Annotated in this window: 11 protein-coding genes; 7 read left to right on the forward strand and 4 right to left on the reverse strand. The window is 50.5% G+C overall.

What is annotated here, in order from left to right; translation table 11 throughout:
- Window positions 1–133 precede the first annotated feature (133 nt).
- Window positions 134–2,308: a ribonucleoside-triphosphate reductase, adenosylcobalamin-dependent gene (gene nrdJ / locus H6F88_RS30375; protein ID WP_190646564.1), complete on the reverse strand. Its 2,175-nt coding sequence runs from the start codon at window positions 2,306–2,308 to the stop codon at window positions 134–136.
- 257 nt (window positions 2,309–2,565) lie between these two features.
- Here nrdJ and H6F88_RS30380 point away from each other — a divergent pair, with 257 nt between their 5' ends.
- Complete coding sequence (locus H6F88_RS30380; RefSeq protein WP_190646565.1) at window positions 2,566–3,147, forward strand: Npun_F5749 family FMN-dependent PPOX-type flavoprotein; 582 nt, start codon at window positions 2,566–2,568, stop codon at window positions 3,145–3,147.
- Window positions 3,148–3,274: 127 nt separating this feature from the next.
- Here H6F88_RS30380 and cysE read toward each other — a convergent pair whose 3' ends face one another.
- From cysE to H6F88_RS30395, 3 genes are all read right to left on the reverse strand, one after another.
- A complete protein-coding gene (gene cysE, locus H6F88_RS30385; RefSeq protein WP_190646566.1) occupies window positions 3,275–4,102 on the reverse strand; it encodes a serine O-acetyltransferase in 828 nt (275 codons plus the stop codon).
- A 137-nt stretch (window positions 4,103–4,239) separates the two neighbouring features.
- A complete protein-coding gene (locus tag H6F88_RS30390) occupies window positions 4,240–4,728 on the reverse strand; it encodes a hypothetical protein (protein ID WP_190646567.1) in 489 nt (162 codons plus the stop codon).
- A 228-nt stretch (window positions 4,729–4,956) separates the two neighbouring features.
- Entirely contained in the window at window positions 4,957–6,075 is a 1,119-nt protein-coding gene (locus H6F88_RS30395) for a hypothetical protein (RefSeq protein WP_190646568.1), read from the reverse strand.
- A 448-nt stretch (window positions 6,076–6,523) separates the two neighbouring features.
- Between H6F88_RS30395 and H6F88_RS30400 the strand changes: the two genes are divergently transcribed.
- From H6F88_RS30400 to H6F88_RS30425, 6 genes are all read left to right on the forward strand, one after another.
- Entirely contained in the window at window positions 6,524–7,627 is a 1,104-nt protein-coding gene (locus tag H6F88_RS30400) for a calcium-binding protein (protein ID WP_190646569.1), read from the forward strand.
- 313 nt (window positions 7,628–7,940) lie between these two features.
- Window positions 7,941–11,054: an excinuclease ABC subunit UvrA gene (gene uvrA, locus H6F88_RS30405; protein ID WP_190646570.1), complete on the forward strand. Its 3,114-nt coding sequence runs from the start codon at window positions 7,941–7,943 to the stop codon at window positions 11,052–11,054.
- A gap of 404 nt (window positions 11,055–11,458) precedes the next feature.
- Complete coding sequence (locus H6F88_RS30410; RefSeq protein WP_190646571.1) at window positions 11,459–14,866, forward strand: HEAT repeat domain-containing protein; 3,408 nt, start codon at window positions 11,459–11,461, stop codon at window positions 14,864–14,866.
- 1,038 nt (window positions 14,867–15,904) lie between these two features.
- On the forward strand, window positions 15,905–16,258 hold the full coding sequence (locus tag H6F88_RS30415; RefSeq protein WP_190646572.1) for a peptidoglycan-binding domain-containing protein: 354 nt from the start codon (window positions 15,905–15,907) through the stop codon (window positions 16,256–16,258).
- 25 nt (window positions 16,259–16,283) lie between these two features.
- Window positions 16,284–17,156, forward strand: coding sequence for a hypothetical protein (locus tag H6F88_RS30420; RefSeq protein WP_190646573.1), 873 nt, complete (start codon window positions 16,284–16,286; stop codon window positions 17,154–17,156).
- Window positions 17,157–17,238: 82 nt separating this feature from the next.
- Window positions 17,239–17,628, forward strand: coding sequence for a hypothetical protein (locus H6F88_RS30425; protein ID WP_190646574.1), 390 nt, complete (start codon window positions 17,239–17,241; stop codon window positions 17,626–17,628).
- The last annotated feature ends 210 nt before the right edge of the window (window positions 17,629–17,838 follow it).

A 17,838-nucleotide genomic window follows, 5' to 3' on the forward strand; every position in this document is an offset into this window, starting at 1 on the left:
GCAGGACTTCTCGCTAGAACTTTTGATCATGCTAAGTAAACAAACGCTTATAAAGCCAGAGATTGCTCCAAGGGGGACTTTCCCGACTTTATAACGGTAATGCTGACCCGATCGTAACGCGAAATTCGGAGACTCAACCTTTCTGCTCTGGCATCATGCATTTGTCGCTGTCGCAGCCTGCGGGGCCTTCGACGCTGAGTTCACCGGAATCATAGCGTGTGAGAGCCGCATAGAAATCATCGGTTCTCTGGCGCGACTGCACCTCACGCTGAAGCTGGACGTAGGTAGCGCGATCGATTTTCTCAAACGGCAAACGTGGGAACGGCGCGTCAAATCGAGCTAGTAGTGCCGCACTGATGTAGCCCTCGTCGTGGGCGATCGCCCTATAAATCCGTTCTGCCAATAGCTCAATTTCGTCTTCCCGCAGCTCAATCGTGGCACTGGTGTTGTGAGCCGTGTAGTGCTGCTGCACCTGCATGTAGAAGTCAAACTGAGCCAGCGCTGAGAATTTCTCAATCTCAATTTCATCGGCTCCCGGCAGATTTGCCCAGGGCACCTCAACTGGAATTTCCACCAGCCATTCCGTGCAGCGGGGATCAAACGGATCATCCAAAAGCTGACCGTTTTCATCCTTATCGGACTGAGACGGCACAATCCTATAGCCATACTCTAGGCAAGCTAGCGCGACCGGATCGTTTTTGCGGAAGGTAATCCGCCGGATGAAGCGCTGTGCTTTGGGTGGGTGCCATCCGGGACTCGCACCTGTGAGCAATGATTTGGTTCCCGCAGGCTGAACGGTGGTGCAGCGGTTGGGACGCTTGATTTGGTGGCGGTCGCAATATTCCCACACGACCCGATGCACAATCTCTTTCCAGCGGCTCAGATATTCCTGCTCTCGCTGCTTAAACTCCAGTCCTTTCATGGTGTCGGGACGACCCGCTTCCCACCAGCGCAGCCACTCCACACCAAACGCCCGCACAAAGAAGTCAAACAGCCCAGTAAAGGAAACGCCAACAATCGGGTCATCAGCACGCGACTCCTGATAGCGCGGCTCCATAAACCGATGCTGAAGTAATGCCGCTACCGATAGCGCCCCAGCAGTAAACGCTTCCTCCTGTTCGGCAAAATTTTCGGGATCAAGCTGATTGAGGTGGACTTCAGCCAAATTACAGTGAAAGTTTTGCCCCAGAATCTCGCCGCAGGGATTCAGACCATAGCGTCCTTCGCCTTCGGCTCGTCTCTCGGCTTCCCCAGCCCACTGAATCGCACCCTCGCCAGAATAGTACTGTTTACGAACGGCTTCCGTGCATTCCTCTAAAGTGGGCTTGCGATGAAACACCCGCGTGTGGTTTGCCATGCGTAGCACGTCGCGTTCAGGGTCAATTCGCCAGTTGCCTGCTTCGTCCTGCATCCAGAGATTTTCTTTTGCGGTTGCGGCAGACTGATCTTCGCTGTCAAACTGACGCATTCCAGCCGATCTGCGAATGTTACCCGCTACCACACAGGCAGCGGCTTCATCGATCAGCAAGCAGCATTCGATCGAGCTAAGCTGTCGTCCTAACGCTTTATTTAGAATTGCAGCACAGCGCTCATACAGTCCTGGTAAACGGATGGGGTTTGCAACACCACCAAATCCCTTTAGCCTTTCCCCAGCAGGACGAACATCGCTGAGGTCGATCGCCACCTGTACGACACCCGAAAACTGCTCATCGGTGGAAAGCTCTAGCAGCGATTGGTAAGACTTGACCCAACCCTGGCGGCTATCGCCAACGCAAATTTGAACTTGGTTCCCAGAGATTTCGACCGTTGTTTCATCTCGTCGCTGCTGGACTGGAGTAGCTCCGATCGCTCCTTGCATCGTCACCACTAACCGATTACGGATTGCGGGCAATTGGTTGATATACTTTGGCTCTAGCACGGCTCCTGTACCGCATCCCATCATCGCCAAATCCATCATCAGCCCAAATGCCCGCCAATCTACGACGTTAGTGCTGGTGCAGTTATAGGCTCCCGAAAAGTTTTCAGATCTTTCTACCCACTTTGTGCCACCAACCCACAGCCAGCGACCAGAGGGCAAGCTTTTAAGCTGTCGCTGCATTCGTCCCAGGAGCTCGGCTTCTGTAGAGGTGAGCTTGCCCAGCCGAATGATGCCGTTGAGGGTGCGATCGCACACTTCATCCCAGGTTTCGCGCAGGTTTTCTGCTTTTTCTCCCCGACGGCTGTATGTCCGATAAAATACCGGATTCGCAGCCGGAGCGGCTTCAGGAAACTGGCTACTTTGACGGGTACGTTCGATGTCTTGAACCATAGGTCAAATCTCGTTAGTGTTACAGGTAGGGCTGAGGCGATGTACCCCGTAGATGTAGTGTCTTACCCTTAAAATGAACACTATATACGCTAAAACCCAGAAAGATCTATCAAGATCTATCCAAATAAACACTTTGGCTGAAATAGGCGAAAATTTGAATGCAAAGTTTCCTTGCCTGCTTGATCCGGACGGGCAAGATGCCCACTCCTAAAAAGGCTCGGAACAATGCCATAGCCCCCAACCCTTAGCCCCTTCCTATGCCTTTAGCTCCGTGGCGATCGCCTCTTTCCCGTGCTCTGCACCGCAACCGCTCCCTGGTTTATGCCCGTTACCTTCAACTGGCGACCGTTCGGGCGGATGGTCGTCCTGCCAATCGCACTCTAGTGTTTCGCGGTTTTTTGAACGACAGCAATCAGCTTAAATTTGTCACCGATTCTCGTAGCGAAAAGGCAGACCAAATTCAGCACCAGACCTGGGGAGAAATCTGCTGGTACTTTCCCAGTACCCGCGAACAGTTTCGGCTAACGGGTGAATTAACTTTGGTAGGACAAGACTTTAACGACGACACACTCACAAAAGCCCGGCAGACACTCTGGCAAGAACTCTCTGATGTTGCCCGTCTGCAATTTGCCTGGGCGCATCCTGGGAAACCCCGGTCAGAGGACGATGCTTTCTCACCACCGCCCTCTGATCCGGCGTTTCCCTTGCCTAACTTTTGCCTGCTTCTGTTAAATCCTGAACAGGTAGACCATCTGGAGTTGCGAGGCGATCCCCAGAATCGCTACCTGTATTTGCGCGATCAGAACCAGGAATGGTCAAGCCAATCAGTGAATCCGTAGGCTGCTGTGTAGGGGCAAAGCATTAGGTCGCAAACTCTGCAATCCAACCACAATCTCTCTACCGAATGCTTTGCCCCTACAGATACCGCTATTCCACGAAGGATTGGGTATTATCTGTTCACCAACACTAGATCCCTGCGCCGTCTAGAAATTCTTCAATGACTTTGTCTCGAATCCGGCAGCTAGCTTGCGATTCGGGCTGACTACCATTTTTGGACATACCATTTTGGGGCAGGCTTCCATTCAAGCTGTTTCTATTTCTATTTAAGTCAACTGTATCTAGTGCTAAAACTAGTTCGCGTGACTGACCTGCTGGAAGTGAGTTTTGCTGGAGGCTTTGCAACTGTTGCTCCAAGGATTCCAGGCGATCGACTAGTGCTCGAATCACTTGCGCTTCGGAGTCAGGCAAGCGTCCATGTTCTAGCGGCTCGACCCGCTCACCCGAACGATAAACAATGCGACCCGGCACACCTACCACGGTGCAGTCTGAGGGCACATCCCGCAGTACTACAGAGCCAGCACCGATTCGCACATTGTTGCCAATTTCCAGATTGCCTAATACTTTTGCTCCGGCACCGACAACAACATTCTCACCCAGGGTAGGGTGGCGCTTGCCGCTCTCTTTGCCTGTACCACCGAGGGTGACTCCCTGATAGATCAGCGCATAGTTGCCAATGATTGCTGTTTCGCCAATCACAACGCCCATGCCGTGGTCGATGAAAACGCCACAGCCGATCGCAGCACCAGGGTGAATCTCAATTCCGGTGAGGAATCGGGCAATGTGAGAAATCAGCCGAGGCACAAACGGAAGCTTGAGCTTGTAAAGTCTGTGAGCAAAGCGATGCAGAATTAAGGCTTGTAAACCGGGGTAGCAAAACAGCACCTCTAGCCAGTTACGAGCCGCAGGGTCACGCTCAAAAATGATGCGGAAATCAGCAATCAGAGTGGTTAGCACGAGTAGTTACCCCGTTAGGTAAGACAAACCACTCTCTATCGTAGCGTCACATCGGGTCGAAGAGAGGGACGTTCTCCAAGCGGACTTATTTCGTCGCTGAAACTGAGGTAAACAAACTGGTTGGGTTACTGTAGGCACTATTCACGCACAGTTAGCGTGTATTCATGTCGACTTCCTGACTCAAAGGCACCGACCCAAACCTTGTAGGTTCCAGCTTGCCAGCTAGAATCTTGAATGCTGGCATCGGTGTTGGTGCGTCCGGTATCATCGCCGCAACGAACAGTGCTATCGCTTGGACCTTGTACCAGTAAGGTGGTATCGCCGCCGCCACTATTCACTTGAAGCGTGAGTTGAGAAAAGTCTTGCTGAAGCACCAGAATATGGTCGGGCGTGGTGTCAGCGAACCCAACACAAAGGTTTTCGGAGCGATCGCGGTTAGCAATTGACGAAAGGGAAAACGAACCTTGGGTATATCCTTGCACGGTTCCATCGGCAGATGAGAAACCGGGGGACAGCGTCAGGGAGTCGAAGTTAGCGCTTTGGGCTAACGCAGGTGCAACTCCTAAGGTCGCTAACAAAGCCAGAAAGCCCGTCCACTTTAAGGACGGGAGGACAAACTTAGACATCAATAAAACTCCTCATCACAGGTGCAATGCAGTCTGACCCACATCGCTAGGGAAACACGGACTGACCAAACTGACAAATCTGATACACAATTCCAGTTTATCGTGTGCGCTAGAAGACTGGTTTGGACGCTGTGATGTTCCTCATCTACGGATGGGTCAAAAAAGGGTTACAGATGGGAAGGGGCACCCGCGTCGCGAATGCCCCTTCCCATCTGTTCTGTATTATCACTAGCGGCCATCTGGATAGCCAGGAAGGCGATCGCCCGGTGTCCATGCGGTGGGATCGTCAAAGACCTGAACGGACTCATTATTCTGGTCAAACGTGATTCTCAAGCGGTTTGTTCTGCCAACCACAAGGTAGCCCGACTGCCAGGAATCGTCGTTGAGAATAGGGCTAAATCGAACCCTATAGGCTCCTGGTGACAGATAAACCGTTTGCACTCCGTTGCCAGTGAAGGAGACTTCTTGAGCGGTATTAATCCCTTCAATCCAAACGGTCGTCCAGTTGTTGTCGAGAGACGTGAGCTCAAGGATAGTTGCCTCAACTAGGGTAGGTCGATAGGTGCGCTGCCAAGTATCCCAGTGCCAGCGCAGCACATTCTGCTGTTCTTCCCAATCTCGCCAAACAGCAGCTTGATGTTCCCGGTTTCTGTAAGCAGCTTCGTCCTGCCGTTCCCGTTCTTCTCGCTCTCTCGCATCCCAATCATCGTCAGCATCCTGGTACCAATCGTACTGGTTACGGCGTTCGTAGCGCTCGCTCTGCCAGTCGTCATCACCATAGTCATAGTCATCATCGTGGTCATCGTCATCGTAATAATCATCGTTATCGTAATAATCATCACGATCAAAATAGTCATCCCGGTCAGAGTAGCGATCGCGATCATCCCGCCACTCTTCACGGGCTTCTTCTTGGCGCTCGCGATCGCGATCCTCCTGCCATTCCCGCTCGGCTTCCTCCTCCCACTCTTCCTCCTGCCACTCTTGTTCTTGCTGTTGGCGGGCTTCTTCCTGCCGTTGTCGATCTTGTTCTTGCGCTTGCCGTCGTTGCTCCTGCTGTCGGCGGGCTTCAACCGGCCGCTGCCGCTGCTGTTCTTGCTGTTGACGAATTTCTTGGCGGCGTTGTCGTTGGGCATCCTGACCGGGGCGGGACTGTTTCGTGTTTGCTTCTGTTGACTGGGCTGAGTCGCAGATCAAGCAATCTTGCGAAGCGATCGCAGTTTGAATTTCAATTTCACTCTGTTGAGTTTCTGCATCAGGTGAGGCAAGAGGCAAAACAGAGACAGCTTTAGCGGGTGCGGCAAAGCTAGTAGCTGTAAGTAAAACCAGCGCAGCAATGGGGAGTTTCATAACGCCTTATACCTTAAGCAGGAGCAAAACCAAGTCAAGTATGATCTGATATTCCTTTTGACACTAGCCTGTTTTTTTGGCAACCGGATCGCTTCCTACAACTGGGTCACCCAGCTGGGTGAAGTTTGTACTTTTAGAGATGGATTGATCGATCGGTGACGCAGCTTCTTCTAAGAAGTTCCTTCGCAAAATAAAGCTACTTTAATTAAAGCTTTTTTGCGCCAAAGAAAGCCATTTTTGAAATAATTTGTGAGGGTAGCGATCGTCCCCATAGAGGTCTTTTAACTTCCTATTTTTATTGGGTTAGAGAGAAACTTACTAACCCTCTTCTTCGTCTTTGTAGCTAGTTCAAAATCACCTGGTTGGGCTAGTCGTCTGGATGAGGTGTCAACACTTGCACCCAGCCTAATCTGGTCAACAGAGACTCAAAAAACAAAAGCGTAAACCTATGGCAACCTACTACGGAAACTCCAGAGATAATGACTATATCGGCACCTTATCGAATGACTTGATTTACGGCTACGATGGTGACGATCGTCTAGACGGAAATAGCGGCAACGATCGAATTTATGGCGGTGACGATGAAGACATTTTGTTTGGCTATAGTGGAGCAGACCGGCTCGATGGTGGTGACGACGAAGATAGACTCTATGGCGAAAACGGCAACGACTATCTAGAAGGAGACAACGGCAACGATCGCCTCTATGGTGACAGAGGAGATGATCTGCTCTATGGCGGCAGAGACAGGGATTACCTGAGCGGCGGCACTGGCAACGACCGGCTCTATGGCGAGGATGATAGCGATCGCCTGGTTGGGAATGACGGTGACGACGACCTTTACGGTGGGGACGGCAACGACACCCTCTATGGCAGTGATGGCAAAGATTACCTCAGCGGTGGTGAGAACGACGACCGTCTTTATGGTGAAGAAGGCGAAAACTTCTTAGAAGGCGATAGCGGTCAAGACCAGCTATTTGGTGGAGCTGATGAAGACCTGCTCTATGGCGAGGAGGGTAACGACCGTCTTTATGGCTATGCCGACGAAGACGCACTGGTTGGCGGCAACGGCAACGACTACCTTTACGGCAGCACTGGTAGGGACAGGCTAGACGGTGGCAGCGGCAACGACCGCCTCTACGGTGGCAGCGGCGGCGATCAATTACTTGGTAACTCCGGCAGAGATATCCTGGTGGGAGCCGATGAATTTGCGACGCGACCTGGCGCTGGTGAAATTGACAGTCTCACAGGTGGTGCAGACATCGACCGTTTCGTTTTAGGCACTACCCAGAAGGTCTTTTACGACGACAGAAGCAACAGCACCGGATCTGCAGACTATGCGCTGATTAAAGACTTCAATACTGCCGGAGACAAAATCCAATTGAAGGGGACAGCCGCCAACTACTTCTTGCGTCCCTCATCTTCTTCTGGTTCCTTGCCCGGAAGCACAATAATTTACTTCAACAAACCTGGCGGCGAACGAGATGAAATAATTGGTGTGATTCAAGGAGTTAGCAACCTCAGCGCAAACGGTCGCTATTTTTCCTATGTTTAGGCAAAACGAACAGTTTAGAGCAGTGGGTTGAATAATTTGCCTTCTGCCGAAGGCAAGAGGTGAAAGGCAAAGGGCAGAGAGCAGAAGCGGTTTTATCGGCTTAAGCTTCTGCTTTTTGTGCTTTGCCTGCTTCTGCGCCCAAAGATCTACTGGCATCTAAAACGCATGTACTAATGTGGCAAGTCGAGGTAATATAGGAGGCTAATAATCCTATGCCTTGCGTGGGTCTTTCCTGCGACTCCCCAAGAGTTAGCGGTAAGATTATTAAGAACTATTTCCATATTTTCGGTGGAAGCGCAAGAAGTTTGCCTCTATGCCTACTCGTGCCAAGGCTTCAAAGTCCCAGATTAAAGAACAGAATGGACATCCTGTGGATGGCGATCGCCCTAACCCTCCAGTCAATTTGCATAACCCGCAAAACACGATTCGGATTCGGGGAGCGCGACAGCACAACCTGAAAAATATTGACCTGGAACTGCCCCGCGATCGCCTCATCGTCTTCACGGGTGTTTCGGGTTCAGGCAAGTCCTCCTTAGCCTTTGACACAATTTTTGCTGAAGGGCAGCGTCGCTATGTCGAATCACTTAGCGCTTACGCCAGACAGTTTCTAGGACAGGTCGATAAGCCTGATGTCGATGCGATCGAGGGTTTAAGTCCAGCAATCTCGATCGACCAGAAGTCTACCTCCCACAACCCCCGCTCGACCGTGGGCACGGTGACGGAAATCTACGACTATCTGCGGCTGCTGTATGGGCGAGCCGGGGAACCGCACTGTCCCCATTGCGATCGCTCCATTGTGCCGCAAACGATTGATCAGATGAGCGATCGCGTTCTGGCATTGCCTGACCGGACTCGATTCCAAATTCTTGCGCCTGTCGTACGCGGTAAAAAGGGAACGCACAAAAAACTGCTTTCAAGCCTCGCTTCAGAAGGATTTGTGCGAGTTCGAGTGGATGGTGAAGTGCGAGAACTGAGCGACTCAATCGAGCTGGACAAAAACCAGTTTCACAACATCGAAATTGTGGTCGATCGCCTGGTCAAGCGAGACAACATTCAGGAACGCCTAGTCGATTCGCTGGGCACCTGTCTGCGCCGCTCCGGAGGCATCGCCATTATTGACTTACTGAAGGAATCAAAGGGCGATCGCTCGGATAAATCTACAGCCAAGTCAGGCGATGGCTCGAACGTGATCCCAATCGCACCGGGACAGTTGGCGATCGCCGCTGAGCTAGGTGGCAAATACGGTGACCAACCCGCACCTCAACTGGAAACTGACGACTCAGACGAGGACGATCAGCCCGCTGAGCTAGTCTTTTCCGAAAACTTTGCCTGCCCAGAACACGGAGCGGTGATGGAGGAACTGTCGCCCCGCCTATTCTCCTTTAACTCGCCCTACGGCGCTTGCCCCAACTGTCATGGCTTAGGCACGCTTCGCACCTTTTCTGCCGAACTGGTGGTGCCCGATCCTGCTTTGCCTGTATATGCGGCGATCGCCCCCTGGTCTGACAAAGACAATACCTATTACTTTTCGCTGCTCTTTAGTGTCGGCAAAGCCTTTGGCTTCGAGATCCAATCCCCTTGGAATCAGCTTACGCCTGACCAGCAGCACGTAATCTTGCATGGTTCTGAGGAGAAGATTCATATTGAGTCCGATTCCCGCTACCAGGAAGGCAAAGGCTATCAGCGCCGCTATGAGGGCGTGTTGCCGATGCTAGAACGGCAGTATCGCGAATCCACCTCAGAGGTTTACAAGCAAAAGCTAGAGCAATATCTGGTTGAGCAACCCTGCGAAGTCTGTAAGGGCGATCGCCTCAAACCTGAAGCGCTGTCGGTGCGGTTGGGGCAATGCCGCATCAAAGATCTGACTAGCGTTGCTATTCGCGATTCCCTAAGTCGAATTAATGGACTGGAATTGAGCGATCGCCAAGCCCAAATCGGTGACCTGGTGCTGCGCGAGATCAAAGCCCGTCTGCAGTTCTTGCTGGATGTCGGACTTGATTACCTTACCCTCGACCGTACCGCCATGACCCTTTCTGGCGGAGAGGCTCAGCGAATTCGACTAGCAACCCAAATCGGCTCCGGTCTAACAGGAGTTCTCTATGTCCTGGACGAACCCAGCATTGGACTGCACCAGCGCGATAATGGTCGCTTGCTCCGTACCCTTACTCGTCTGCGCGACCTCGGCAACACGCTGATTGTGGTCGAACACGACGAGGAAACGATTCGTGCTGCCGACTACCTGGTAGACATTGGCCCCGGTGCAGGTGTGCATGGTGGCAGCATTGTTTCTGAGGGATCGCTAGAAGATTTGCTGAAAGCGCCAGATTCCCTCACGGGTGCTTATCTGTCGGGACGCAGCCTCATCCAAACACCAGCCGAACGACGGAAGGGAAATGGGCGATCGCTCAAGATCAGGAACGCTCACCGCAACAATCTGAAGACTGTTAGCGTTGAAATTCCGTTAGGCAAGCTGGTTTGCGTCACGGGTGTATCTGGCTCCGGTAAATCAACACTGATCAATGAGTTGCTCTATCCTGCGATTCAACATCACTTTGGGCGCAAAATTCCCCAGCCCAAAGAGATGAAAGAACTAACGGGGTTGAGTTCTTTGGATAAGGCGATCGTGATTGACCAGTCCCCCATTGGTCGCACTCCTCGTTCTAACCCTGCCACTTACACAGGTGTGTTTGATGTAATTCGCGATCTGTATGCCGAAACAATTGAGGCAAAAGCCAGAGGTTACAAGCCGGGGCAATTCTCCTTTAACGTCAAAGGTGGACGCTGTGAAGCCTGCGGTGGTCAGGGTGTCAACGTGATCGAGATGAATTTCTTACCTGATGTGTATGTCCAGTGTGAAGTCTGCAAAGGCGCACGCTACAACCGGGAAACACTCCAGGTGAAGTACAAAGGCAAGTCCATCTCCGACGCGCTCAACATGACTGCCGACGAAGCCCTCGACTTTTTCCAAAACATCCCCAAAGCTGCGGCTCGTCTGCAAACAATGGTGGATGTTGGTCTAGGCTACGTTCGCCTTGGGCAAACTGCTCCCACCCTCTCAGGCGGTGAAGCACAGCGCCTCAAACTGGCAACCGAACTCTCCCGTCGCGCCACCGGAAAAACCCTTTACCTGATCGACGAACCGACCACAGGACTCTCTTTCTACGATGTCCACAAACTGCTAGACGTGTTGCAACGCCTGGTAGACAAAGGCAACTCTGTCCTGGTGATCGAACACAACTTAGATGTAATTCGTTGCTCCGACTGGGTAATTGATTTAGGTCCAGAAGGGGGCGATCGCGGCGGTGAAATCGTTGCGGTGGGGACTCCCGAAGCTGTGGCAGAGTGCGATCGCTCTTACACAGGTCAATATCTCAAACAAGTCCTGGCTCAACATCCCCCCATGCCAGCAGAAGCGGAAGAACAGTGAGAGGATGCTCAAATAACCCATAACTAGCAACCCGTAGGGGCACAGCATTCGGCAGACACCCTCGAAAATAAACAGAAAATTTCCGCCCGAATGCTACGCCCTAGAGATATTCGCCATTCTCCAAAAACTCAAATCAACTCCAAGAATTTGAGTCAATCGAACTAAAACTCAACTCAACTAACATCCTGCTGTTCTACCTGTTCTATAAATATTCTCTGAAAGGGCGTAGCATTCGGCAGGTAAACCCTAAACTAAACCAAGCATTTTTGCCCGAATACTGCGCCCCTACGGGTTCCTGGATTACAGATTGGACTGTTCAACTATCCTCTTCTAAACCTTAAAGTTTTCTACTGTCCACAACAAATTAAGCCATACTACTGTCCAAAGCGGTCAATGGTTGAAGTATGGAGCCAGTGTCAGTGATGATTGGGGCATGGTTGGGTGAGTGGGCAACGCTCAAAGTTTCGGAGACAGTACTCACTGGTGTTAGCAGCAAACTTCATTCGAGTGATTTGGACAAGGCGCTAAAAGCCGCTACAAAAGCAGCACAGGAACAGCATCGGCAACTCTTTTTTCGCTGTGAACCTGACTTTATTCCTAAATTTTTAGAACAGTTCTTTAAAGGATCTGGGCTTCAGGAGTTACAGAAGCCACTCAACAATCAGGGGGCTCCTCAAGTTGACTTTTTGGTTGCTGCGTTTCGGGAAGCCGCACAAGAAGATCCTAAGATGCAGAAAGTTGATCAGTTACTCGTTGAACCCTGGCTCAAAGTATTTGTTGAAACTTATTTCTCCAAAACTGACACGTTTCTGAGGTTTCAGATTGCTAAAGAGGACTATTTCAAGCAACTGGTGAATCGGTTTGATGATGTTAAGTTTGGCGGCATTGCGGTTGAGGGACAGGAAACCGATAAGTCTGAAAAACTGGTTCAGATTTTTGTAATGCCCGATGTGCAGGAGGAAAAGCAAGCTTCATCTTTAGATCGGTTTGATATGGAGATAGAGCAGTTTAAGAGTCGTCAGGATGCATTACTGTGGGAACAACGGCGAAGATCGCAACTCGAAAGCTCTGGTCAAAAGTTTTCAGCGCAGCTTCTTCTCAGCCAAAGCAAAGCTCAAAAGCAAGTGTTGTTGGGTGCGCCAGGGTCAGGCAAAACCACGCTGATGAGCTACTTTGCCGTTAAGCTAGCGCTAAAACGGCCGCAGGACTTAGGACTGTCCGTAGATACTGATTGGCTACCGATCCTGATTCGGATTCGGGACTTGGAGAGACATCCAGACCTCAGCCCACTGCAATTCATCCAACAGTTTGCAACGGTTAACCTTTCGGTTAAATCACTGCCCCCTGGATTCTTTGAATATTGGCTAGAGGATGGACGAGCGCTGATTTTACTGGATGGATTAGACGAAGTTGCTGATCCGGCAAAGCGTAGTGAAGTGGTGCTGCGGCTGGAGTGTTTTCTGGGGCAGTATGCTCAAAATCGAGCTATCATCACATCCCGTCCGGCAGGCTATCGGCGTGACTTTTTCCGCACCGATGAATTTCCTCACTTTGAACTGTTGCCCTTTGATGACTCCAAAATTGAGGAATTTACTCGTCGTTGGTACGGTAGCCGTATTGCCGACCACGCAGAAGCAGACCGACGCAAAGAGAGCTTGAGCAAAGCACTGACAGAACAGCCACGGATCAAGCGACTGGCACAAAATCCACTACTGCTGACGATCATTGCGCTGATTCATCGCTATCAGGCTCGTTTACCAAAAGAGCGTCACCGACTCTATGACAAAGCGGTAGAAACCTTGCTCACGACCTGGGATGCAGGCAGAGAAATCACCACTCATTCTGTGCTGCGGTATCTCACGCTGGATGATTTGAGGAGATTAATGGAGCGTTTAGCCTACTGGATTCACAACCATCCAGAGGGCAGTACAGGAGAACAGGAAGGTGGCACGCTGATTGATCGGCATGAACTGATGACGCAGTTGAGCCAGTTCATTCGAGAGCAAAAGAAGATTGAACCTCACGAAGCCAAAGCAGAGGCAAAACGCTTTTTAGACCACATTCGCGATCGCACTGGACTGCTCAACGAACAGGGACAAGACTGCTATGCCTTTGTGCACAAAACATTTCAAGAATACTTAACTGCTCAGGAGATTCGCGATCGCCAAGAAGAAGGGCTAGAGGTGGTGCTAGAACATTTTCGAGAGCATCTGCACGATGCCCACTGGCGAGAAGCGTTGCTTCTGCTGATTGCCCAACAGCGCCGCACGAATCCCACAAAAGTGATTCAAACCATCCTGCAACAGCCAACTCCTTACGAGAACTGGCTACACCGCAATCTGCTGTTTGCAGGCAGTTGTTTAGCAGAGGACATTGAAGTTGTAGACGAATTAGCTTTAGATGTGCTGCAACGGCTAGTAGAGTTAGAAGTTAGCCAATCTGCTTTAGTAACTTCCAAAATTCGTCAACGGGTCTTCCGCATCGTTTGCAGCTTGAATGAGACTCGTTACGAAATTCAAGCGTTGCAGTTGTTGAAAGCAAAGGATCAGCAGCTTGAAAAGATTCGCTTACAGGAATATCAAGCAGCCCTAGGAGAAGAAGAAGAATCACTGCTGCTGCTGCTGGGACTGCTCCAAGATCTAAAATCCGACGTGCGTTCCAGCGCTGCTACGGCGTTGGGCAAGTTAGGCAAAGACTCAGAGCCAGTAGTGCAAGGGTTGCTAGGCTTGCTCCAAGACCCAGAATCCGACGTGCGTTCTAGCGCTGCAGCGGCATTAGTCAAGTTAGGTAAGAACTCCAAGCCAGTGGTGCAAGAGTTGCTGGGTTCGCTCCAAGACCCAGCCTTTATAGTGCATTCTAGTGCTGCCGACGCATTAGTCAAGTTAGGCAAGGACTCAGAGCCAGTAGTGCAAGGGCTGCTGGGCTTGCTCCAAGACCCAGCCTTCATGGTACGCTACAGTGCTGCTGCGGTGTTGGGCAAGTTAGGCAAGGACTCAGAGCCAGTAGTGCAAGGGCTGCTGGGCTTGCTCCAAGACCCAGCCTTCATAGTGCGCTCCAGCGCTGCCGAAGCGTTGAGCAAGTTAGGCAAGGACTCCGAGGCAGTGGTGCAACGACTGCTGAGCTTGCTCCAAGCCCCAGCCTTCATAGTGCGTTACAGTGCTGCCGAGGCGTTGGGCAAGTTAGGCAAAGACTCCGAGGCAGTGGTGCAAGGGTTGCTAGGCTTACTCCAAGACCCAGAATCCATTGTGCGTTCTAGCGCTGCCGAGGCGTTGGGCAAGTTAGGCAAAGACTCAGAGCCAGCGGTGCACGGCTTGCTAGGCTTGCTCCAAGACCCAGAATCTATTGTGCGTTCTAGCGCTGCCGAGGCGTTGATCAAGTTAGGCAAGGACTCAGAGCCAGCCGTTGCACTACTGCTGGGCTTGCTTCAAGACCCAAACTTCATTGTGCGTTACAGAGCTGCCGAAGCGTTGGTCAAGTTAAGCAAGGACTCAGAGCCAGTGGTGCAAGGGCTATTGAGCTTGCTCCAAGCCCCAGACTTCATGGTGCGTTCCAGCGCTGCCGAGGCGTTGGGCAAGTTAGGCAAAGACTCAGAGGCAGTGGTGCAAGGGTTGCTAGGCTTGCTCCAAGACCCAGACTTCATGGTGCGCTACAGGGCGGCGTCGGCGTTGGGTGAGTTAGGTAAAAAAACTGCTGTTGGTGTTCCCGCTGAACATATTGTTTTCGCTGTTGCTGAATGGATTGAGCAGCACCAAGACTCAGAGTATGTTGGTGATGGTGTTGATGCACTGTGGGGTTTGGTGGTGAGAGAGTAGGGAGAATGCAAACGCCTTTCCAAAGCGATCGCCCCAACTAAGCGGTAAACTAACAGCCTTATGTTCAAGCACAAGATGGGTAAAGGGCTATCGAGTACTAATCAAGTAGTTCAAAACATTTGCTGAGCACTCTTAGACATTCGCCGAACATTCTTAAGTACTACTTGAGTAGTCCAAAGCATTCACGGAGTAAGTTCAAACACTCATTGAACAGTCTCAAGTACTAGTCGAGTAGTTCAAAACACTCGTTGAACCGTCTCAAACACTAGTCGAGCACTCTCAAATACTAGTCAAATAGTTCAAAACACTCGCCGAGTAGGTTCAAACACTAGTCGAGTAGGTTCTAAGCCTGCTTCAGTAAGCTTAGAGACTCCTGGAGTAGTTCAAAAGACTACTCGGGTAAGTTTGAACACAGTAGATTAACTTTCCAATATTCTAAAAATTCTAATCACATTCCTCTTGTCTAAATTTTGGCATGAACGGGAAGGAGTGTGATTAGGTTGGAAGGGCGATCGCGGCGGTGAAATCTTTGCTGTAGGGACTCGTGAAACTGTGGCTTCGAGACTTTTCGTACCTTTGCAGGACGTTGTCGCAACCGCAGAAAACAGTTTGGCTTGCACTTGAACCTGATTGCTAGCTTATTCAACTATGAATTGATATATACCTCTTGATTCATTCAGGAGCCGTTTGTCTCCACAAATTATTTGCGACCCAAACCCCACGGCTGTTGCATCTTGAGCCGCTTGCTCTCCCGTGTAGCTTTTTTACATCAAATGCCTCAAAAGCTTACGTTTCTGTTGCTAAAGTGCTGAGCAATAATCATAAAAATTGCCCCTGAACCTTAAAACCGTCCTTCTACAGGTGCAAATCAAAAACCCCCCAATAGGTAGAATTTCTTTCGATAAATGTGTAGTAAGATACACCGTAGTCCTAAAGTCGTGCGACCTGAGGGCTTGTGAAGTTTTATGAGTGGCGGTAGTGAGGTCTAGCTGCTGTCTCTTCACACTCAAAAGAGCAACCTTGAAGAAGGAGAACGACATGCTAAATTCAGCTTTGATCGGTCTTTCTGCTTGTAGTCTATTGCTTGTAGCTAGTTTATCTGTCCGAGCAGAAGCCCCACGGGTTGAGCCACAGTTGCTCATGCAAGCGGGTTATCCCTTGAGCAACTACGCTGCAACAGATGCAGTACCTGTGCTAAGACGTGGTGAAACAGGACAGCCTGTTGCTGATGTCCAGCGCTTCCTGAAACAGACTGGACTTTATAATGGAGCTATTGACGGCATCTTTGGTAGTGAAACAGATGCAGCTGTTGAGCGGTTCCAAAAGCAGGCAAACCTTCCAGCAGATGGAATTGTCGGCTTTCAGACCTGGAAAGCAATGATTAATTTGTAGTTTCGCTCTGCGAGACAAGAAAAAATTGCTGACGCGTAGTAACGATATTTTGCCACAACAAGTATACACAGCCAACCCGCTGCACCAGACTCAAGTCCCAGAGCAATACTGGGGTCGAGAGCGTATGTGCAGAGCGAAAAAGCGCACCGAGCGCATTGTAGATCCATCGCGGAGGTGTCACTCGCGATCGCGCCGCTATCGTCGAACTGCCACAACAGCGCGCTTTAAAAGGATTAGAGCACTGGTTGGTGCAGCGACTCTGGTCATACTGGCAGTTGCTTACAAGCTAACTTCTCAAGACGTGACACCCCACGTTCAAAGCGACAGTAGTCACTCCGTTTCCTCGGTTCCAATTCCTGACCTCAGAGCAGAAGCCCATGAACTGTTTGCCCATGCTGATAGTGTTGGAGCGATCGCCATAGGGGTTGCTGAAGGAACTCGAACAATAGAGGGTGAGCAAACTGAAAGTTGGAGCAGCCATATTGATTCAGGCAATGGAGTAATCAACCAAGGCACCTTTGCTTGGCAGATGGAAGCAGCATCACCAGAGGCAGCCGACCAAGCCGCAATTCACCACATCCAGAACGAAGTTATTCCTCACATTCTTCAAGATGCTCAACGAGAAGGCATAACGTTAGAGCCTGAAATCTTGGTACAAGCAGTCGATCTATGGAACCAAGCACCTGAAGCCGGAGCTGACTTTGTAGAAAACTTCAAGCAATGTCAGCGAGGCAGTCAGCTAGAGGAGGCACTATTGTGTGCTCGGATTTACTCCTATTATGACCCTGTGACTGGAGAACTCGAAGCGCCTGGATTTGACAACGACATCGCGTGGCTAGAGCAGGATCAAAGACGACGACTTAACACGATTCAGCAAGTATTACGCTTCAACCAGTAAAATGGACAACTTATGGAGGGTAGCCGAGATTCACATCAAAGGCATCGTATCCTCTATGGAACTGCTTTCAGTAGAAACTTGAATGTCTAAACCAGGTCGAAATGCAGCGATCGCAATCTTAGTAATCATTGGTGTGATTACAGCTTCTCCAGTCATCACTGCATTAAATCCAACTGGAATCACATCTTTGTACAATGTTACTTTTGAAGATGATGCCATCTTGCTGCTAGTCAGGCATCGTCAGGTCATGCTGGGGGTACTCGGTGCTGCCTTAGTTTACGGAGCATTTCTCCATCATTTGCGAATGATGGTTATTACTGCTGCTGTAGTCAGCAAACTTGCTTTCATTGGACTATGTATCACTACACCAGAATTAACGCAGGGACTTCAACGGATCATTTACTTTGACGCAGTGTCGATAGTTCTCTTGCTCATTGCTGGTGTTATCTTTTGGCGAAACCCTTCAGTGTGAGACAAACTTCTAACCAATTTGCGCGGCTAAGTACTCACCTCAATCCTACGGTGCTGCGTGAATTGAAAACTATTGTCCATGTGATCTCTTTTTGTGAATGACTATGTGACTGATAGAACTGTTTAGCAGTTAGGTTGACAGTATCGACAGAACCCTTAATCGGCTTCTTTGATAGGCTCATTTGCTTTGAGCTGAGATGCGATAAAAGGA

This window comes from Oculatella sp. FACHB-28, assembly GCF_014696015.1.
GTDB lineage: Bacteria > Cyanobacteriota > Cyanobacteriia > Elainellales > Elainellaceae > JAAUTN01.

What these genes read in the sequence shown, in the direction of transcription:
- nrdJ (WP_190646564.1), bottom strand. Translation starts at nt 2,308, where the DNA reads ATGGTTCAAGACATCGAACGTACCCGTCAAAGTAGCCAGTTTCCTGAA.
- H6F88_RS30410 (WP_190646571.1), top strand. Translation starts at nt 11,459, where the DNA reads ATGGAGCCAGTGTCAGTGATGATTGGGGCATGGTTGGGTGAGTGGGCA.
- H6F88_RS30400 (WP_190646569.1), top strand. Translation starts at nt 6,524, where the DNA reads ATGGCAACCTACTACGGAAACTCCAGAGATAATGACTATATCGGCACC.
- H6F88_RS30395 (WP_190646568.1), bottom strand. Translation starts at nt 6,075, where the DNA reads ATGAAACTCCCCATTGCTGCGCTGGTTTTACTTACAGCTACTAGCTTT.
- H6F88_RS30380 (WP_190646565.1), top strand. Translation starts at nt 2,566, where the DNA reads ATGCCTTTAGCTCCGTGGCGATCGCCTCTTTCCCGTGCTCTGCACCGC.
- uvrA (WP_190646570.1), top strand. Translation starts at nt 7,941, where the DNA reads ATGCCTACTCGTGCCAAGGCTTCAAAGTCCCAGATTAAAGAACAGAAT.
- H6F88_RS30415 (WP_190646572.1), top strand. Translation starts at nt 15,905, where the DNA reads ATGCTAAATTCAGCTTTGATCGGTCTTTCTGCTTGTAGTCTATTGCTT.
- H6F88_RS30390 (WP_190646567.1), bottom strand. Translation starts at nt 4,728, where the DNA reads ATGTCTAAGTTTGTCCTCCCGTCCTTAAAGTGGACGGGCTTTCTGGCT.
- H6F88_RS30425 (WP_190646574.1), top strand. Translation starts at nt 17,239, where the DNA reads ATGTCTAAACCAGGTCGAAATGCAGCGATCGCAATCTTAGTAATCATT.